The organism is Kocuria sp. CPCC 205263, from assembly GCF_040981075.1.
GTDB classification, from domain to species: Bacteria; Actinomycetota; Actinomycetes; order Actinomycetales; family Micrococcaceae; genus Kocuria; species Kocuria rosea.
Map to the genome: position 1 here is coordinate 245,247 of NZ_JAVKPV010000004.1, position 18,839 is coordinate 264,085.

Here is an 18,839-nt window from a genome sequence, read left to right on the forward strand (position 1 = left end):
CCGGACCGGACAGCTCACCGGCGGGGCAGCAGCTCCTCGCCGGGGTCGTGCCGCCGCAGCATGCCCTCGGCGGGCACCCACCACAGGACGGAGGCCCAGGCGTAGGCGGCCCCGGCCACGGCCGCCAGGTCGGTCCACAGCGCCCCGGGACCGCCGGCCCAGGACCACAGCACCCAGGACGCGGCGCCGCCGACGGCCGCCGCGGCCGGGACGACAGCGAGGGCCCAGGCGGGTCGCACCCACCCCGCCAGGAGCAGGCCACCGACGGCCAGCAGCGCCACGGTCAGCACGGCGGCCCGCGCTCCGGCGCCGTCCGGCACGAGCCCCGGGAGACCAGCCAGGGCCGCCACGGCCCAGACCGCCACCGCGGCCGGCACGACGAGGACCGCCCGCCCGATCTCGTCCAGGCCCTCGCGGCTCGGCACGCGCACCGCGAGCACCGCGCTCAGGCGCTCCAGGGCGAGCACGCCGAGCACCAGCAGCAAAACCGCGGCCGCGCGCCCGGACGGCACGGCCGCCCCGAGGGGGAGCAGCAGGGACAGGGCGGCCGCACCCGCGAGGGCGGACCGCCGCAGAGCGCCGCTGCGGTCGGTAGCGACCTCCGCGGCCGTGACCGCCGGGACGGCCGATCCCGCAGGCTCCCCGGGGGTGGCCCGGGCCCGGGGAGGCGGCCGCTCCCCGGCGGCGTCCCGGACGGCCGCCCACCGTCTCAGCGCGCGCCGCCCCGTCCGCAGGAGGGACAGCACCAGCGCCGCGGCGACCGCCGCGAGCAGGGCGGCACCGGGCCAGGACCACGCCCGTGCCTCCGCGGCGACCGGGCCCGCGGCCGGCCACAGCCCGGCCGTCAGCGCCACGGCGACCAGGGCGGCGCGCACCGGGGTCACCACCGCGGGCACGAGCACGAGCAGGGGCTGGATCACCAGCAGCACGACCTCCCAGACAGGGCGGGGCAGGTCCGGGGTGCCCGCCAGGGCCCGCCCCAGCACGCGCAGCCCGCGCGAGGCCAGCGAGAGGCGGTGCCCCGGGGCCAGCCGGTCCAGTCCGTCGGCGCTCGCGCCGACCGCAGCCCGGCCGCGGGCGGGACAGCCGTGCCCGGCGTCGCGCAGCAGGGCGTCCTGCAGACCGCCGACGACGGGGTCGACCGTCGGGCTGCTCCCGGCCGGGGAACCGCCGGGCGCGCCCGGCGGGCGCGTCGAGGTCGTCGGGGTCGTCGGAGACGACGGGGGAGACGCCGGAGCGGCCGCCGGCAGCCCGCGCAGGAACCCGGCGACCCCGGCCGCCGCGTCGAGGCGTCCCCACCACCAGTCGTGGGCCCGCCAGTCCGCGGCCAGGAACCCCCGGAAGTTCAGCAATCCCGCACCGGCCAGCTTGGCGCCCGCCGGCATCCGCTCCTCGGCGTCCGTGAGCAGGCGGGCGAGCTCCCGGGGATCCGCCCCGGGCGTGTCGAGGGCCTGCTGGAGGCGGTTCCGGGCGAGCGCCGCCCGGAGCGCGGGGAACGCGTCCGGCGCCGCGGGGGCCTGGTCGCCGCGGATCTCCCCGTAGGCCACGGGGGACACCGCGGCGGGGATCCCGGCGGCGGCCAGGAGCGGGGGCAGGTCCGCCGCGGCCGGCGCCCTCTCCCCGGCGGGGATCCTCGACCACGGGGACGCCTCCCAGACCGCGCGGCGGGCCGCCCGACCGGGGACGTCGGCGTCCAGGTGCTCGTCCACCGCGGCGCGCAGGCCCCGGAGCCCGTCCACGGCCGCGTCGAGCTCGGCCCAGGAGGCGTCCGCCGGCCGGTGCCCCGCGCCGGCCGCGCCGAGCCAGGGGTCGACGGCCCCGGTGAGATCGGCCGCCGGGTCCGCGACCGCGGCCAGCACGGCGTGGAAGCGCCGGTCGCGCTCGTGGCGGGCGCGCGCCAGCACCCGGTAGGCGCGCTCGCGGGCGAGGGACCGGTCGAATAGCTCGGCCGGTCCGGCCGGCCCGTCGAGGCCCAGCTCCTCCAGCACGCGCACCCAGGACAGCACGCAGGAGGCGGCGTCGAACAGGGCCTGCGCCCCGCGCAGCACCGCGGCGGCGGCGGGGTCCTCCAGCGGGCCCCGGGAGAGGGCGTCGTAGCGCCGGAGCAGCTCCGCCCGCAGCGGGTCGAGCGCACGGGGCGGCCGGGCCCGCAGGGCGTCGCGCCGGGCCAGGGTCGAGGTGAGCTGCCACTGCGCCGGGCGGGTCAGGAGGCGGGACAGCAGGTCGGCGTCGGTCCGGGCCCGGTAGCGCAGGTAGGCCCGGCGCCGCTCCTCGAGGGAGGCCTCGTCCCAGCCCTCGATCAGCGCCGCGAGCGGGTGCAGGCGGCCGCCGGCCACGAGCTGGGCGTCCAGGTAGTCGGACAGGGCCAGGACCTCGTCGTCGTCCGACTCCCGCCGCGGCAGCCGGGAGACCGTGGCGGCGAGCGTGCCCACGAGCCGCGGCAGATCTCGCACGAAGGGCACGGCACGCCCGCGGTGCGGCGGGTCCGGGTCGAGGTACAGCAGGGCCCGGTCGGCGTGCCGCAGGGACGTCCTGGTGCGCGCGGCCTCCAGGGCCCGGTCGATGGGGATGTTGTCGAACACCCCGCCGTCGACCACGTGGTAGGGCAGCTCCGCGGGGTCGCGGTGGGCGCCGAACGCATGGCTCAGATCCGGGCGCCCGGCCGCCGGGGCCGGGGCGCCCCGCGGGCCCGGGGTCGGGGCGGACCACACCGAGGCCGGCTCGAAGGCGCCGGGGAAGGAGGACGTCGCCCGGGCGGCGTAGGCCAGCCGGGACAGCGCGGCCGCGGCCTGCTCGGGGGCCGTGTCCCGCCCCGGGATGTCGTTGTCCAGGGACGGACCGGGGGAGCCCGGCTCCGGGGAGGAGAAGTGGAAGTCGCTGCGCCCCTCCGCCGACGCGCTGTAGGGGGAGGGGTCGCTGTCCAGGACCGTCGCGGAGAGCTCGACCGTGACGTGCTCGGCCACCAGGTCCGGGTGGTGCTCCGCGCTGCCCCGGAGCACCAGGAGCGCCTCCAGCAGCCGTGGCCACAGGTAGTCGTCGCCGCGCAGCAGGGAGTCCACGGGGTGCCGTCCGAGCGGGCGCAGCAGCCGGCCGAGGGCGCCGTGCTCCGCCCAGATCCGGCCGAGGGCGTCCAGGTCGGAGCCCGCGCGCTGGGCCACGGCGTGCACCACGCCGTTGAGCCCGCCGGCACTGGCCCCGGCGAGGAGGTCAATGTCCACCCGGTCGTAGCCGGCGTCCGCGAGCAGCCGCGCGTACACCGCCGCCCGCTCCTCGAGCGCCGGGTCCGGGGTCGTCGCGGGGTGCAGGAGATAGGCGTGCAACGCTCCGCGGCCGTCCCGGTGGATCCGGATCCGGCGCAGGAGGTCCAGCTCGGCCACCGCGCCGCCGATCCACACGGCGAGGCTCACGCCCCCGCGCATGGCGAGGGCGAGGCGGAGGGTGCGTCCGAACGCCGGCGCCTGCCCGGCCGTCGCCCCGGCCAGCCCCCGGGACGGCGGCAGGACGGTCAGCGGCAGGCCCGGGGGCTCACCCGACAAAGGCCGCGCACGCCCGCCCCGGCCCGGGCCGGCGGGTCAGGTCGTGCCGGAGGCCCTCGAGCGCCCCCCGCCGCTCGTGGCCGTCGTCGAGCAGCCCGGCCACGGCGTCCCGCACCTCGGCGGTCGACAGGGCGTTGGGGTCGAGCACCGTCCCGAGCCCCGCCGCCTCGAGGGCCGCCACCCCGGCGAACTGGTCCGTGGACATCGGCAGCAGCAGGGGCACCCCGGCGGTGAGCGCCTCGGTCACGCTGTTGTTCCCCCCGTGGGAGACCGCGACGCTCGCGCGGCGCAGCAGGGTGACCTGCGGCAGGGTGCCGCGCACGAGCCAGGACTCCGGGACCGGGCCCAGCTCGGCGGGCCGGGTCGCCCCGGCCGCGAGGGCGACCCGCACTTCCAGGCCGCGGAGGGCCTCCGCGACCCGGGCGAGCACGTCCCCGCGCACGCCCCGGCGAGGTCCGTCAGATCGGCCACGGACTCGGCGCCGGCCTGCCGGCGGTCCACCCGGGCCTCGAGGGCGGTCGCGCGGACGTCCTCGTCCTCGCCGGGGCTGCCGGCCAGGGCGCGGAGCCGCGCGGCGGGCCCGGCCCCGAAGACGAGCCCCAGGGTCTCGGCGAGCCGTGCGCGGGGCCCGGGGGCGACGGCTCCCGCGAGGGCGTGCTCAAGGGCGGTCCCTGCCGCGTCCGGTGCCGCCGGGGCCCAGGCCTGCAGGGTGTGCTGGGCCAGCATGCCGGGGAATCCGCCACCGGCCACGAGGTCGGCGAGGTGCGCTGCGGCGCGGCGGACGGCCTCGAGGGCCGCCTGCGTCGCCGCGCCGGTGCGCTCTGGGCTCGTTGTCGGGGCGCGGGGCGCGGCGAACGTCATGGGGCTCACGGTAGCCGAGCCCCGGCCCCGCGCACAGCGGGTCCCCGGGATTCTCAGGCTCCTGGGAGCCGGCGCGCCGCCCGCGCGTCGGCACGGCGGCAGAGCAGGGCGAACAGGGCGCCCGAGAGGTTGTGCCAGACCGAGAACACCGCGGCGGGCAGGGCCGCGAGAGGGTTCATGTACTGGGCGGCGAGCCCGGCGGCCAGCCCGGAGTTCTGCATGCCCACCTCCACGGCGGTGGTGCGGCGCACGGCGATCGGCTGCCGCGTCACCGCCCCCACGAGGTGGCCGAGGGCCAGGCCCAGGACGTTGTGCAGGGCCACGGCCGCGAGCACGAGCAGGCCCGCCTCCACGATCCGGTCGGCGCTGCCCGAGACGACGATGGCCACGATCACGGCGATGGCCGCGACCGACACCCACGGCAGGGCGGGCAGGGCGCGCTCGACCAGGCGGGGCGCGAGCAGTCGGACGGCGAGGCCCGCGACGACGGGCAGGAGGACGATCTTGGTGATCGACCAGGCCATCGCCCCGCCGTCCACCGGCAGGTACTGCCCGGCCAGCCACAGGGTGAGCAGCGGGGTCAGCAGCGGTGCGAGCAGCGTGGAGATCGAGGTCATGGCGACGGACAGGGCCACGTCGCCGCGGGCGAGGTAGGCGACCACGTTGGACGCCGTCCCGCCGGGCGCGCAGCCCACCAGGATCACGCCCGCGGCGAGCTCCGGCGGCAGCCGCAGCAGGAACACCACGAGCAGCGCCACGAGCGGCATGATCACGTACTGGGCCGCGACGCCGAGCAGCACCGGCAGCGGCCGCTTCGCCACGAGCGCGAAGTCCACGGGCCGCAGGGTCAGGCCCATGCCGAACATGACCACCCCCAGCAGGGGGTTGATCCACCCGGACAGCCCGCTCACGGCGCCGGGGGCGAGGAAGCCCACGAGCCCGCCCGCGAGGACGAGCACGGGGAAGAGCAGGACGGCGGTGTAGGCGCCGCGGTCGGGCGCGGCGGTGACGGCCGCCGCGGGTCCGGGACCTACCACCCGCGGGCCCGCCACTCCTCGAGGTGCGGGCGCTCCGCCCCCAGCGTGGTCGGCTTCCCGTGGCCGGGGTGGACCACGGTGTCGTCGTCGAAGCGCGCGAAGACGCGCTCGGTGACGTCGTCCATCAGCTGCCGGAAGTCCTCGGGGCTGTTCGTCCTGCCCACGCCGCCGGGGAAGAGGGAGTCGCCGGAGAAGATGTGCGCCGGGCCCTGCGGGTCGCGGTAGACCAGGGCGATCGAGCCGGGGGTGTGACCGCGCAGGCCGATGACCTCCAGGTCGAAGCCGTCGAACTCCGCCGTGTCCCCGTCCTCGAACGTCAGGTCCATGGGCACGGCGATGTCGGACTCGTCGTCGGCGCCGCACGCCGTCATGGCCTCGGAGCGGGAGCGGACCTCCTCGAGGGCGCGGACGTGGTCCCAGTGCGAATGGGTGGTGATGATGAGCTGGAGATTGCCGTAGGCCTGCGAGCAGTCGCCGTTGCCGGCGCCCACGAGGCCGGCGATGGCCCGGGCGTCGTCGGCCGCGTCGATGAGGACCTGCGTGCCCTCGTCCTTGGACGTGAGGAGGTAGACGTTGTTGTCCATCTCGCTCACGGAGATCCGGCGAATCGTGACCTCGGAGAGGTCGGTGACCTCCGTCTTCGTTGCGATCATGAGGACGAAGGTACTCCCGACTCCTGACACTGGCCAATCGCGGGCGCTCCGGGGCGGCGGGCGGTGTGTCCGACGGCACGGGCGCCGGGGTTGGCTTCCCCGCGCCGTCCGGATAAAGTTGCGTGAGGCAACAAATCATCAGGGCATCCGGTGGCACCAGACCCGCGTCGTCGTCGACGCGGAACCCCGCGAGGAGCGGGGCGTGCGGACCGGTTGCCCCTTCGTTGTCGTCCACCACCGTTCCCGATCCCGGAGGAGCCCCGTTGCCCGTCTCCCACGACACCGCCGTGGAGCTCGTGCGCGACCTGCTCGAGCTGCAGCGCGTCATGAAGCGCGTCACCAAGACCGACGCCGGTCAGCGCCAGCTCAACCCCACGGCGATCGCCCTGCTCTACTACCTCGACGGCAACGGGCCGCGGCGGGCCACCGTGATGGCCTCCGAGACCGGCCTCGGGCCCTCGGGCCTGAGCCGGCAGCTGGCGGCCCTCGAGGGGGAGGGCCACGTGGAGCGCACCCCGGACCCCGACGACGGCCGCGCCGCGCTCGTCGCGATCACGGAACGGGGCCGGGAGCAGGTCCGGACGGTGCTGGAGCAGGACGCCCAGCGTCTCGCCGCGCGGCTCGAGGGCTGGGACGAGGGCCAGGCCCGCACCAGCCGCGGCGCCATCAGCGAGATCACCACCGTCTTCCTGGACTCCCTCGGCGTGGAGCGCACCACGTCCTGCCGGGACCAGCCGGACCGGGACCACACCGACCGAGAGCACGAGGAGCACACCGCACCATGACGTCACAGCAACCGACCGCCGCACCGGGCGGGGGGACCGGCGCCTCCCACCGGGACGTGCTGCGGGCGCTCACCGGGATCCTCTCGGTGTTCTTCATGGCGATGGTCACCCTCACGATCATCGGCACGGCCCTGCCCGTGATCATGGCCGACCTCGGCGGGGACCAGACCTCGCTGTCCTGGACGGTCACCGGCACCCTGCTCGCCAACGCCGCGACCACGCCCGTCTGGGGCAAGCTGGCCGACCTCTTCGACAAGAAGAAGCTGCTGCAGCTGTCCATCGTGATCTTCGTGCTCGGCTCGGCCATGGCCGGGCTGGCCCCGACCATCGAGTTCCTCATCCTGGCCCGCGTGGTCCAGGGCGTGGCCATGGGCGGGATCATGGCCCTGGCCATGACCATCATGGGCACGATCATCCCGCCCCGGGAGCGCGGCCGCTACGCCGGCTACATGGGCGCCGTCATGGCCGTGGCCACCTCGGCCGGCCCGCTGCTGGGCGGGCTCATCGTGGACCTCTTCGGCTGGCGCTGGGTGTTCCTCATCCCCGCCCCGCTGGCGGTCCTGGCGGCCGTGCTCGTCCACCGCACCCTGCGCATCCCGCCGCAGGCACCCCGGAAGGTGAGCATCGACTGGCTCGGCATCGCGCTGCTGGTCCTCTCGGCCTCCGCGCTGCTGCTGTGGGTGTCCCTGGCCGGGCAGCCGGGCATGTTCGAGTGGGTCTCGGCGACCTCCGCGGCCCTCGTGGCCACCGCGCTCGTGGGCTCCGTGCTGTTCGTGCTCGTGGAGCAGCGCGCCGCCGAGCCGGTCCTGCCCATCCGCGTGGTCACCGAGCGCACCACCGCGCTGGCCATCCTCGCGGCCATCGCCACCGGCGGGGCCATGTTCGCCTCGACCACCTACCTCGGCCAGTACTTCCAGCTGGGCCAGGGCTTCAGCCCCACCATGGCCGGGATGCTCATGCTCCCGCAGGTCTTCGGCTCCCTCGTGGGCGCCACGGTCGCCGGGCAGCTGATCACCCGCTACGGGCGGTGGAAGATCATCCTGGTGGTCGCCGCCGTGCTCATGTCCACCGGTCTGTTCCTCGCCGCCACGCTCACGCACGACACCGCGCTGTGGGCCGTGAGCGTCTTCATCTTCCTCGTGGGCCTCGGCATCGGCGCGCTGAACCAGAACCTGGTCCTGGCCGTGCAGAACACCGTGGGGCTCAAGGACATGGGCGCGGCCTCCTCCTCGGTGGCCTTCTTCCGCACCATGGGCGGCGCCGTGGCGGTCGCCGTGTTCGGCGCCCTCATGAGCTCCCACCTGGCCCGGCAGCTCGCCGAGAGCACCCGGGCCCGCGGCGGGGACCCCGCCGCGGTGGACAGCTCCACGATGGACCTGGAGTCGCTGCCGGCGTCCGTCGAGGGCGTGGTGCGCGAGGCCTACGGCACGGGCACCGGACTCGTCTTCCTGGTCGCCGCCGTCGCGTCCCTCGTGACGCTGCTCGCGGTGCTCCTCATCAAGGAGGTCCCGTTGCGCCGCACCGTGGACATCGTGGAGGTGGACCCCGCCACGGGCCGGCTCAAGGTCGTCACCCGCACCCTCGACGCCCGCGAGGTCCGCCGTCGGCAGGAGGCCGCGGCCGGCCCGCACACCGAGGAGACGGATCCGGGCTCCGCCGGCGGACGGGACGAATCCGCCGCCGGAGGAGCGGCCCGGGACCGGGTCCGCGAGGACACCTCCACCGGCCCCGTGGACCGGGTGTGAACCCGCCCACGGACCCAGCCCCGATGTCCGGGCCCGGTACTAGAGTGGAGGGCGTGTCTGAGCCGATCCCCACGTCCACCCTGGTCCTGAACCCGTCGACCGAGCCCTCCGAAGCCCTCGACGGGCCGGTGACCGCCGCCGGCGCCCGGACCGTCCGCAGGTCCGACCTCACCGAGATCGTGGTGCAGGGGGCGCGCGAGCACAACCTCGACAACGTCTCGCTGACCGTGCCGCGGGACGCCATGGTCGTGTTCACGGGGCTCTCCGGCTCCGGGAAGTCGTCGCTGGCTTTCGACACGATCTTCGCCGAGGGCCAGCGCCGCTACGTCGAGTCCCTGTCCTCCTACGCCCGGATGTTCCTGGGCCGGGTGGACAAGCCGGACGTCGACTTCATCGAGGGCCTGTCCCCGGCGGTGTCCATCGACCAGAAGTCGACCTCCCGCAACCCGCGCTCCACCGTGGGCACGATCACCGAGATCTACGACTACATGCGCCTGCTGTGGGCGCGCGTCGGCCACCCGCACTGCCCCGAGTGCGGCGAGGCGATCAAGAAGCAGACCCCCCAGCAGATCGTGGACCAGCTCCTCGAGATGCCGGCCGCGACCCGCTTCCAGGTGCTCGCGCCCGTGGTGCGCGAGCGCAAGGGCGAGTTCGTGGACCTCTTCCAGGAGCTCTCCGCGAAGGGCTTCTCCCGCGCCACCGTGGACGGCGAGACGGTCCAGCTCTCGGACCCGCCCAAGCTCAAGAAGCAGTACAAGCACACCATCGAGGTGGTGGTGGACCGGCTCGTGGTCAAGGAGGGCATCCGCCAGCGCCTGACCGACTCCGTCGAGACGGCGCTGGGCCTCGCCGAGGGGCGCGTCGTCATCGAGCTCGTGCCCCGCTCGGACGAGGAGATCGCCCACCCGCTGGAGCTGCGCCGCCCGTTCTCCGAGAACCTCGCCTGCCCCAACGAGCACCCCCTGCAGGCCGACGAGATCGAGCCCCGGTCCTTCTCCTTCAACGCCCCGTTCGGCGCGTGCCCGGAGTGCGACGGCATCGGCTCGCGGCTCGAGGTCGACGAGGAGCTCGTGGTCCCCAACCCGGACCTCTCCCTCGTGGAGGGCGCGATCGCCCCGTGGTCGCTCGGCAAGGCCACGAGCGAGTACTGGAACCGCCTGCTCGCCGGGCTGGGCCAGGAGCTCGGCTTCGACCTGGTCACCCCGTGGCGGAAGCTGCCCGCCAAGGCGCGCAAGGCGATCCTCGAGGGCAAGGACTACCAGGTCACCGTGGCCTACCGGAACCGGTTCGGCCGGGAGCGCCGCTACACCCAGGGCTTCGAGGGCGTGATCGGCTACATCAAGCGCAAGCACGCGGAGACGGAGTCGGACAACGCCAAGGACCGCTACGAGCAGTACATGCGCCAGGTGGCCTGCCCGGCCTGCGACGGCGCCCGGCTGAACCCGACCATGCTCGCCGTGACCGTGGGCGGGAAGAACATCGCGGAGACCACCCGCATGCCCATGAGGGACGCCCACGCCTTCTTCCGGGACCTGGAGCTCAGCACCCGCGAGACGAAGATCGGCGAGCAGGTGCTCAAGGAGATCCAGGCGCGCCTGACGTTCCTCGTTGACGTGGGCCTGGACTACCTCAACCTGGAGCGCGCCGCCGCGACGCTGTCCGGCGGCGAGGCTCAGCGCATCCGCCTGGCCACCCAGATCGGGGCCGGGCTCGTGGGCGTGCTCTACGTCCTGGACGAGCCCTCGATCGGCCTGCACCAGCGGGACAACCGCCGGCTCATCGGGACCCTCACCAAGCTGCGGGACATGGGCAACACCCTGATCGTCGTCGAGCACGACGAGGACACCATCCGCGAGGCCGACTGGATCGTGGACGTCGGTCCCGGCGCCGGCGAGCGCGGCGGGCGCGTGGTGCACTCCGGGACCTACGCGGAGCTCCTCGCCAACGAGGAGTCCATCACGGCCGCCTACCTCTCCGGCCGCCGGGCCATCCGCGTGCCCGCGCAGCGCCGGGCGATCGACCGCAAGCGGATGCTCAAGGTCGTGGGCGCGCGGGAGAACAACCTGCGCGGCATCGACGTCTCCTTCCCGCTCGGGGTGCTGACCGCGGTGACCGGGGTGTCCGGGTCCGGGAAGTCCACGCTGGTCAACGACATCCTCTACACGGCGCTGGCCAACAAGCTCAACGGGGCCAAGCAGGTCCCCGGCCGGCACAAGCGCATCGACGGCGTGGACCAGCTCGACAAGGTGGTGCACGTGGACCAGAGCCCGATCGGGCGGACCCCGCGCTCCAACCCCGCCACGTACACGGGCGTGTTCGACCACATCCGCAAGCTCTTCGCCGAGACCCCGGAGGCGAAGGTGCGCGGCTACCAGGCCGGCCGGTTCTCCTTCAACGTCAAGGGCGGGCGCTGCGAGGCGTGCTCGGGCGACGGCACGATCAAGATCGAGATGAACTTCCTGCCGGACGTCTACGTCCCGTGCGAGGTGTGCAAGGGCGCCCGGTACAACCGGGAGACCCTCGAGGTGCACTACAAGGGCAAGACGATCGCTGAGGTCCTGGAGATGCCCATCGAGGAGGCCGCCGAGTTCTTCAAGGCGTTCGGCCCCATCGCCCGGCACCTCAACACCCTCGTGGACGTAGGCCTCGGCTACGTCCGGCTGGGCCAGCCCGCCACGACCCTGTCCGGCGGGGAGGCCCAGCGCGTGAAGCTCGGCGCGGAGCTGCAGAAGCGCTCCAACGGCCGGTCCATCTACGTGCTGGACGAGCCCACCACCGGCCTGCACTTCGAGGACATCCGCAAGCTGCTGCTCGTGCTGCAGGGGCTCGTGGACAAGGGCAACACCGTGATGACCATCGAGCACAACCTGGACGTCATCAAGTCCGCCGACTGGATCGTGGACCTCGGCCCGGACGGCGGCTCCGGCGGCGGGCAGGTCGTGGCCGAGGGCACCCCCGAGCAGGTGGCCCGGAACACGAACAGCCATACCGGCCGGTTCCTGGCCGAGGTGCTCGCCGAGCGCCCCGTCCCGGCGGGGGCCGCCCGATGACCGCCCCCGTGGTGCTCTGGGACCTCGACGGCACCCTCCTGGACCCCGCCGGGGCGATCACCGGCGGCATCGCCCGGGCCCTGGCCGAGCACGGCCACGCCGTGCCCGAGGACCTGCGCCGGTTCGTGGGCCCGCCCGTGGGCTTCTCCCTGCGGACCTTCACCGACGTCCCGGAGGAGGACATCCCGGCGGTGGTCGCCACCTACCGGGCCCGCTACCGCACCGAGGGGCTCGCGCAGACTCGCGTCTACCCGGGGGTGGAGGAGCTCCTGGAGCGCCTGCACGGGGCCGGCGTGCGGATGGCCGTGGCCACCCAGAAGCCCGAGCCCACCGCCGAGCTCGCCGTCGAGCGGTTCGGCCTCTCCCGGTGGTTCGAGACCGTCTCGGGGGCCGCCGACGACGCCGCTGCCGCCCCGCGCGACGGACTGGCCCACGACAAGCCCGCGATCATCGCCGAGGCCCTGCGCCGGCTCGGCGTGGCCGCCCCGGACCCCGCGCGCACGGTGATGATCGGGGACCGCCGCTACGACGCCGAGGGCGCGCTCGCCCACGGGATCGACTGTCTGGGCGTCACCTGGGGCTTCGCCGACGAGGACGAGCTAGGGACCGGCTTCGCCGCCGTGGCCCGGGACGCCGCCGAGCTCGGGGAGCTCCTGGCCCGGTACACCGCCCCGGCCCCGACCGGCCGCTGAGGAGGACCGGACCGTGGCCGATCCGGAGAGCTACCGCCCCGCCCGCCAGGACATCCCGACCGCCCCGGGCGTCTACCGCTTCCGCGACGAGTACGGGCGCGTGGTCTACGTGGGCAAGGCCAAGAACCTGCGCAACCGGCTGAGCTCCTACTTCGCGCCCCCGCACGCCCTGAGCCCCAAGACCCGCGCCATGGTCACCACCGCGGCCGGGGTCGAGTGGACCGTGGTGGGCAGCGAGCTGGAGTCCCTGCAGCTCGAGTACACGTGGATCAAGGAGTTCAAGCCCCGGTTCAACATCGCCTACCGGGACGACAAGTCCTACCCCTACCTCGCCGTCACGATGGCCGAGTCCGTACCGCGGGCCCAGGTGGTCCGGGGGGAGAAGAAGAAGGGCAACCGCTACTTCGGCCCCTACTCCCAGGCCTGGGCGATCCGCGAGACCCTCGACGCCCTGCTGCGGGTCTTCCCCGTGCGCACCTGCTCCAAGGGCGTCTACCGGCGCGCTGAGCAGTCCGGGCGCCCGTGCCTGCTGGGCTACATCGACAAGTGCTCCGCCCCGTGCGTGGGGCGGATCTCCGAGGAGGACCACTACGCCCTCGCGGAGGACCTGTGCCGGTTCATGGCCGGGCACGCGACCCCGTTCATTAAGGAGCTGCAGCGGCAGATGCAGGAGGCCGCCGCGGCCATGGACTTCGAGACCGCGGCCGCGCGCCGGGACGACATTGCCGCCCTGGAGAAGGCCTTCGAGCGCAACGCCGTGGTGCTCTCCGACAGCACCGACGCCGACTTCTTCGCGCTCGCCGAGGACGAGCTGGAGGCCGCCGTCCAGGTCTTCCACGTCCGGGGCGGCCGGATCCGCGGCCAGCGCGGCTGGGTCACCGAGAAGGTCGAGGAGGCCGACGGCGGACGCCTGCTCGAGCAGCTGCTCGAGCAGGTCTACGGCGACACCGCCGCGGACGCCGCCGAGAGCGCCCACGCCGCCGCGCCCCCGTCCCCGGGCGGGTCCAAGCACCGGCCCTCCGCGGAGCTCGCCTACCGGGAGGACGCCATCCCGCGCACCGTGCTGCTCTCCGAGCCCGCCGACAGCACCGACCGGCTCGAGGAGTGGCTCTCGGGGCTGCGCGGATCGCGCGTGACGATCGCCGTGCCGCAGCGCGGGGAGAAGGCGCACCTCATGGAGACGGTGCAGGAGAACGCCCGGCAGGCACTGAAGCTGCACAAGTCCCGGCGGGCGGGCGACATCACGACCCGCTCCGCGTCCCTGCAGGAGCTGCAGGAGGCCCTCGACATCCCCGTGCCGCTGATGCGCATCGAGTGCTACGACATCTCGCACGTGCAGGGAACCAACGTCGTCGCCTCCATGGTCGTCTTCGAGGACGGGCTGCCCAAGAAGTCGGACTACCGGAAGTTCTCGGTCACCGGCGAGGCCGCCCGGGACGACACCGCGTCCATGCACGACGTCATCTCCCGGCGCTTCCGCCGCCACCTCGAGGAGCAGGCCGAGCGGGAGGCCGCCGGGCCGCGCACCGGGCAGGTGGATGCCGGCGCCGAGGCCCCCGAGCGGGCGCGCTTCGCGTATCCGCCCAGCCTGGTGGTGGTCGACGGCGGGCCCCCGCAGGTCGCCGCCGCCGCCCGGGCGCTGCGCGAGCTCGGGATCGACGACGTCCACGTGGTGGGCCTGGCCAAGCGGCTCGAGGAGGTGTGGGTGCCGGACGACGAGTTCCCCGTGATCCTGCCGCGCGCGAGCCAGGGCCTCTACCTCCTCCAGCGGATCCGCGACGAGGCCCACCGCTTCGCCATCACCTTCCACCGCAAGAAGCGCTCCTCCGCCATGACGGTCTCCGTGCTCGACGAGCTGCCCGGGGTGGGCCCCGCCAAGCAGAAGGCTTTGCTCAAGCACTTCGGCTCCGTCAAGAAGCTCCGGGCGGCCCGGGTCGAGGAGCTGGAGCAGGTCCCCGGCTTCGGGCGGACCCTCGCCGAGAAGGTGGCCGCCGCGCTGCAGGCCTCCGACGACACCACCGCCCCGGCCGTCAACATGACCACCGGGGAGGTGCTGTCCTGATCCGGGCGCGCCGCCGGGGTCGCGGCGGGGCCCCGCCGACTTCGTTAGGCTGGGGCGGGACCACCGGGCGCAGGCCACCACGACGGGAGACGGAGCGGACATGAGCGAGCACACCGCCGGAGCGGACGTCGGGACGGCGGACGGGACCGACCACGCGAAACCGACCAGCTCGGAGCTGCTCGTCGTGACGGGCATGTCCGGGGCCGGGCGCAGCACGGCCGCGAACGCCCTCGAGGACCTCGGCTGGTACGTGGTCGACAACCTGCCGCCGCAGATGCTGCACACCCTCGCCGACCTCGTCTCCCGGACGCCGCAGGCCCTGCCCAAGCTGGCGGTCGTCATCGACGTGCGCGGCAAGGCCCTGTTCAGCGACATGAAGGAGACGCTGGCCGCCCTCGAGGCGTCCGACGTCGACTTCTCGGTGCTCTTCCTGGACGCCGCCGACGAGGTCCTGGTCTCCCGCTACGAGCACCAGCGCCGGCCCCACCCGCTGCAGGCCGGCGGGCGGATCCTCGACGGGATCCGCGCCGAGCGCGCCCTGCTGACCGACCTGCGGGAGTCGGCCGACGTGGTCCTGGACACCTCCGGGTTCAACGTGCACGCTCTGTCCCGGGCCGTGGCCGACCTGTTCTCCACGAACGGGCCGGTGGTCCTGCGCCTGACCGTGCTCAGCTTCGGCTTCAAGTACGGGGTCCCCGCGGACGCGAACTACGTGGCCGACGTCCGGTTCATCCCCAACCCGCACTGGGTCCCGTCGCTGCGCCCGCGCACCGGCAAGGACGACGAGGTCCGGGACTACGTCTTCCAGGACGACGGTCCCCGGCAGTTCGTGGACCGGTTCGTCGCCATGCTCGAACCCGTCTTCGCGGGATACCGTACGGAGAACAAGCACTACGCCACCATCGCGATCGGCTGCACGGGCGGGAAGCACCGCTCCGTGGCCGTGAGCGAGGAGGTGGCCCGCAGGCTCGCCAAGCTGCCGCTCGTGACGGTCAACATCCAGCACCGGGACATGGGCCGGGAGTGACCGGCTCGCCCTCTCCGCGATGGGACCCCCGATGACCCTTCCTCCCACCGGCGCGTTCCCCCGGCTGCCCCTCAGCAGCGGCGCCGATGCCGACCCCCACCACTCGCCGGATCCCTTCGCTCGACGACCGGGCGGCGCCAGCCCCTCCGTGGTCGCCCTCGGCGGCGGGCACGGGCTCTCGGCCAACCTCGCCGCGCTGCGCCGGATCACCCCGGTGCTCACGGCGGTCGTGACGGTGGCCGACGACGGCGGCTCCTCCGGCCGGCTGCGCGACGAGCTCGGGGTCCTGCCCCCGGGGGACCTGCGGATGGCGCTCGCCGCGCTGTGCGACGACTCCGAGTGGGGCCGGACGTGGCGCGACGTCATGCAGCACCGGTTCAGCTCCTCGGAGGGCCGCCCCACGACCCTCGACAACCACGCGCTGGGCAACCTGCTCATCGTCACGCTGTGGGAGCTGCTGGGGGACCCGGTGGCGGGGCTCGAGTGGGCGGGCGCTCTGCTGGGCGCCCGCGGCCGGGTGCTGCCGATGTCCACGCAGCCGCTGGTCATCGCCGGCGACGTTCCCTGCGCCCCGTCCGGGGTGAGCGCGAGCGGCTGTGCGGGCGAGGCGGGCACGGTGCGCACGATCACCGGGCAGGCGGTCCTGGCGAAGCAGGCCGACGTCTGCAACGTGCGGCTCGTGCCCCCGGACGCCCCGGCCTGCCCGCAGGCGGTCGAGGCGGTCGGGCTCGCCGACTGGGTGATCATGGGGCCGGGCTCGTGGCACACCTCCGTGCTGCCGCACCTGCTGCTGCCCGAGCTGCGCCGGGCGATCTGCGGCTCGCCGGCGCGCCGCTGCGTCACCCTGAACCTCTCGCCGGACACCGAGACGCGCGGCAAGACCGCCGCCGACCACCTGCGGGTCCTGCACGACTACTGCCCCGAGCTGACTCTGGACGTGGTCCTCGCCGACCCCTCGGCCACCGAGGACGGCGCCGACCTCGAGGAGGTCGCCCGCAGCCTGGGCGCCGAGGTCTTCTACGCCGACGTCCGGGCGCACCCCGGCACCGCCGTGCACAACACGCTCCGGCTCGCGGCCGCCTACCAGGAGATCTTCGAGCGCCACCGCTGAGCTTGCCACCCCACCCCCACACACCCCAGCATCCCCAGGAAAGGAACCGCGTGGCCCTGACGTCATCGGTGAAGGAAGAACTGTCCCGCCTCGAGATCAAGAGGTCCTCGGAGCGCCGCGCCGAGCTCTCCGCCCTGCTGCGCTTCGCGGGCGGGCTCCACATCGTCTCGGGACGCATCGTCGTCGAGGCGGAGGTGGACCTCGGCGCCACCGCGCGCCGGGTGCGCCGCGCCGTCCACGAGGTCTTCGGCCACGACAGCGAGATCGTGGTCGTCTCCGGCGGGGGACTGCGGCGCGGGAGCTCCTACGTGGTGCGCGTCGTCGAGGACGGCGAGGCCCTCGCCCGCCAGACGGGACTGCTCGACTCCCGCGGGCGCCCCGTGCGTGGGCTCCCGCCCGCCGTGGTCAACGGGGCCGTGGCCGACGCCGAGGCGGTGCTGCGCGGGGCCTTCCTGGCCCACGGCTCCCTCACGGAGCCCGGCCGCTCCGCCGCGATGGAGTTCACCTGCCCCGGCCCGGAGGCCGCCCTCGCGCTCGTGGGCGCGGCCCGCCGGCTCGGCGTCCTCGCGAAGGCCCGCGAGGTGCGCGGCGTGGATCGGGTGGTCGTGCGGGACGGGGACGCGATCGCCGCGCTGCTCACCCGGATGGGCGCCCACCAGACGCTCCTCCAGTGGGAGGACCGGCGGATGCGCAAGGAGGTGCGCGCCACGGCCAACCGCCTCGCCAACTTCGACGACGCCAACCTCCGCCGCTCCGCGCAGGCCGCCGTGGCCGCCGGCGCCCGGGTCGAGCGCGCCCTGGAGATCCTCGGCGACGAGGTCCCGGAGCACCTGCGGCAGGCGGGGGAGCTGCGGCTGTCCAACAAGCAGGCCAGCCTCGACGAGCTGGGCCGGCTCGCCGACCCCCCGCTCACCAAGGACGCCGTGGCGGGCCGGATCCGCCGGCTGTTGGCCATGGCGGACCGCCGGGCGGAGGAGCTGAATCTCCCCGGCACCGACGCCGGTGTCGCCGCGGAGGCCCTGCCCTCCTGAGCGGGGCGCTCCGGCGGCGCTGCGCCGGCGCGGTCACTCCGGGGCCGCGCCGGAAGAGGGCCTTGGCACCGCGTGGGTTTCCGAGGGTCCACATCCCGCGATGTGGGTTTGTGTGGGTTTGGCGATGAATGCCGAGTGAATCTTTCATGACCCCAAGACAACCCAGGGATAACCACGTAGAATGGGACCTGGTTCAACGATCCAGACCCCGACCAACACAGGAGTACCCAGTGACCATTCGAGTGGGCATCAACGGTTTCGGACGCATCGGACGCAACTTCCTCCGCGCGGCGCGCGAGCAGGGCGAGAACATCGAGGTCGTGGCCGTGAACGACCTCACGGACCCGGAGGCCCTGGTCCACCTCTTCAAGTACGACTCCATCATGGGCCGGTTCCCCGGCGAGGTGACGCTCAACGGCGACACCATGAGCGTCGACGGCCACGAGGTCAAGTTCCTCGCCGAGCCCGACCCCGCCAAGCTGCCCTGGGGCGAGCTCGGCGTGGACGTCGTCGTCGAGTCGACCGGCCGCTTCACCAACGGCTCCAAGGCCAAGGCCCACCTGGACGGCGGCGCCAAGAAGGTCGTCCTGTCCGCCCCCGGCAAGGAGATCGACGGCACGTTCGTGCCCGGCGTCAACCTCGACACCTACGACGCCGCGTCGATGAACATCGTCTCCGCGGCCTCCTGCACCACGAACTGCCTCGCGCCCATGGCGAAGGTCCTCAACGACGCGTTCGGCATCGAGCGGGGTCTGATGACCACCATCCACGCCTACACCGCGGACCAGAACCTGCAGGACGGCCCGCACAGCGACCTGCGCCGCGCCCGCGCCGCCGCCCTCAACATGGTGCCGACCACCACCGGCGCCGCCGCGGCCGTGGGCCTCGTGCTGCCCGAGCTCAAGGGCAAGCTGGACGGTTTCGCCGTGCGCGTGCCCGTGCCCACCGGCTCCGTCGTGGACCTCACCTTCGACGCCCAGAAGGAGGTCACCGTCGAGTCGGTCAACGCCGCCATGAAGGAGGCCGCCGAGGGCCCCATGAAGGGCATCGTCAAGTACACCGAGGACCCCATCGTCTCCTCGGACATCCAGGGCGACAGCATCTCCACGATCTTCGACGCCCCGCTGACGAAGGTCATCGGCAACCAGGTCAAGGTCATCGCCTGGTACGACAACGAGTGGGGCTACACCTCCCGCCTCGTCAACGTCGTCTCCCACGTCGGCGCGCAGCTCTGAGCCCGTCGCCGCGC

At 74.2% G+C, this 18,839-nt stretch carries 13 protein-coding genes; 9 read left to right on the forward strand and 4 right to left on the reverse strand.

The window, feature by feature from the left end; all coding sequences use genetic code 11:
- Positions 1–14: 14 nt before the first annotated feature.
- The 4 genes from RF647_RS08135 to RF647_RS08150 all read right to left on the reverse strand — a co-directional run bounded on the left by RF647_RS08135 (position 15) and on the right by RF647_RS08150 (position 6,087).
- Entirely contained in the window at positions 15–3,536 is a 3,522-nt protein-coding gene (locus tag RF647_RS08135) for a DUF3376 domain-containing protein (RefSeq protein ID WP_368811286.1), read from the reverse strand.
- Positions 3,526–3,978, reverse strand: a complete 453-nt coding sequence (locus RF647_RS08140; protein ID WP_368811287.1) for a glycosyltransferase — start codon at positions 3,976–3,978, stop codon at positions 3,526–3,528. The genes RF647_RS08135 and RF647_RS08140 overlap by 11 nt, the downstream gene beginning before the upstream one ends.
- A gap of 472 nt (positions 3,979–4,450) precedes the next feature.
- Positions 4,451–5,434, reverse strand: coding sequence for a bile acid:sodium symporter family protein (locus tag RF647_RS08145; RefSeq protein WP_241975566.1), 984 nt, complete (start codon positions 5,432–5,434; stop codon positions 4,451–4,453).
- The gene (locus RF647_RS08150; RefSeq protein WP_368811288.1) at positions 5,428–6,087 is read right to left on the reverse strand and encodes an MBL fold metallo-hydrolase; all 660 of its coding nucleotides are present in this window, start codon (positions 6,085–6,087) and stop codon (positions 5,428–5,430) included. The genes RF647_RS08145 and RF647_RS08150 overlap by 7 nt, the downstream gene beginning before the upstream one ends.
- Positions 6,088–6,350: 263 nt before the next feature.
- Between RF647_RS08150 and RF647_RS08155 the strand changes: the two genes are divergently transcribed.
- From RF647_RS08155 to gap, 9 genes are all read left to right on the forward strand, one after another.
- Positions 6,351–6,872, forward strand: a complete 522-nt coding sequence (locus RF647_RS08155) for a MarR family winged helix-turn-helix transcriptional regulator (protein WP_368811289.1) — start codon at positions 6,351–6,353, stop codon at positions 6,870–6,872.
- Entirely contained in the window at positions 6,869–8,617 is a 1,749-nt protein-coding gene (locus RF647_RS08160; RefSeq protein ID WP_368811290.1) for an MDR family MFS transporter, read from the forward strand. Before RF647_RS08155 ends, RF647_RS08160 begins: the two co-directional genes overlap by 4 nt.
- Before the next feature lie 44 nt (positions 8,618–8,661).
- Positions 8,662–11,667, forward strand: coding sequence for an excinuclease ABC subunit UvrA (uvrA, locus tag RF647_RS08165; protein WP_368811401.1), 3,006 nt, complete (start codon positions 8,662–8,664; stop codon positions 11,665–11,667).
- Positions 11,664–12,359 carry an HAD hydrolase-like protein gene (locus RF647_RS08170; RefSeq protein WP_368811291.1) on the forward strand — a complete coding sequence of 232 codons (696 nt, stop codon included), beginning with the start codon at positions 11,664–11,666 and terminating at the stop codon, positions 12,357–12,359. Before uvrA ends, RF647_RS08170 begins: the two co-directional genes overlap by 4 nt.
- Before the next feature lie 13 nt (positions 12,360–12,372).
- Positions 12,373–14,421, forward strand: a complete 2,049-nt coding sequence (gene uvrC / locus RF647_RS08175; RefSeq protein WP_126346346.1) for an excinuclease ABC subunit UvrC — start codon at positions 12,373–12,375, stop codon at positions 14,419–14,421.
- Positions 14,422–14,521: 100 nt separating this feature from the next.
- Positions 14,522–15,448: an RNase adapter RapZ gene (gene rapZ, locus RF647_RS08180; protein WP_017832809.1), complete on the forward strand. Its 927-nt coding sequence runs from the start codon at positions 14,522–14,524 to the stop codon at positions 15,446–15,448.
- Between the two features lie 31 nt (positions 15,449–15,479).
- A complete protein-coding gene (gene yvcK, locus RF647_RS08185; RefSeq protein WP_368811292.1) occupies positions 15,480–16,559 on the forward strand; it encodes a uridine diphosphate-N-acetylglucosamine-binding protein YvcK in 1,080 nt (359 codons plus the stop codon).
- Between the two features lie 50 nt (positions 16,560–16,609).
- On the forward strand, positions 16,610–17,590 hold the full coding sequence (gene whiA, locus RF647_RS08190) for a DNA-binding protein WhiA (protein WP_031282663.1): 981 nt from the start codon (positions 16,610–16,612) through the stop codon (positions 17,588–17,590).
- Positions 17,591–17,820: 230 nt separating this feature from the next.
- Positions 17,821–18,825 (forward strand): type I glyceraldehyde-3-phosphate dehydrogenase, encoded by a 1,005-nt coding sequence (gap, locus tag RF647_RS08195; RefSeq protein ID WP_031282661.1) that lies wholly within the window; start codon positions 17,821–17,823, stop codon positions 18,823–18,825.
- Positions 18,826–18,839: the final 14 nt, after the last annotated feature.

What these genes read in the sequence shown, in the direction of transcription:
- RF647_RS08150 (WP_368811288.1), bottom strand. Translation starts at nt 6,087, where the DNA reads ATGATCGCAACGAAGACGGAGGTCACCGACCTCTCCGAGGTCACGATT.
- RF647_RS08160 (WP_368811290.1), top strand. Translation starts at nt 6,869, where the DNA reads ATGACGTCACAGCAACCGACCGCCGCACCGGGCGGGGGGACCGGCGCC.
- RF647_RS08170 (WP_368811291.1), top strand. Translation starts at nt 11,664, where the DNA reads ATGACCGCCCCCGTGGTGCTCTGGGACCTCGACGGCACCCTCCTGGAC.
- rapZ (WP_017832809.1), top strand. Translation starts at nt 14,522, where the DNA reads ATGAGCGAGCACACCGCCGGAGCGGACGTCGGGACGGCGGACGGGACC.
- yvcK (WP_368811292.1), top strand. Translation starts at nt 15,480, where the DNA reads ATGACCCTTCCTCCCACCGGCGCGTTCCCCCGGCTGCCCCTCAGCAGC.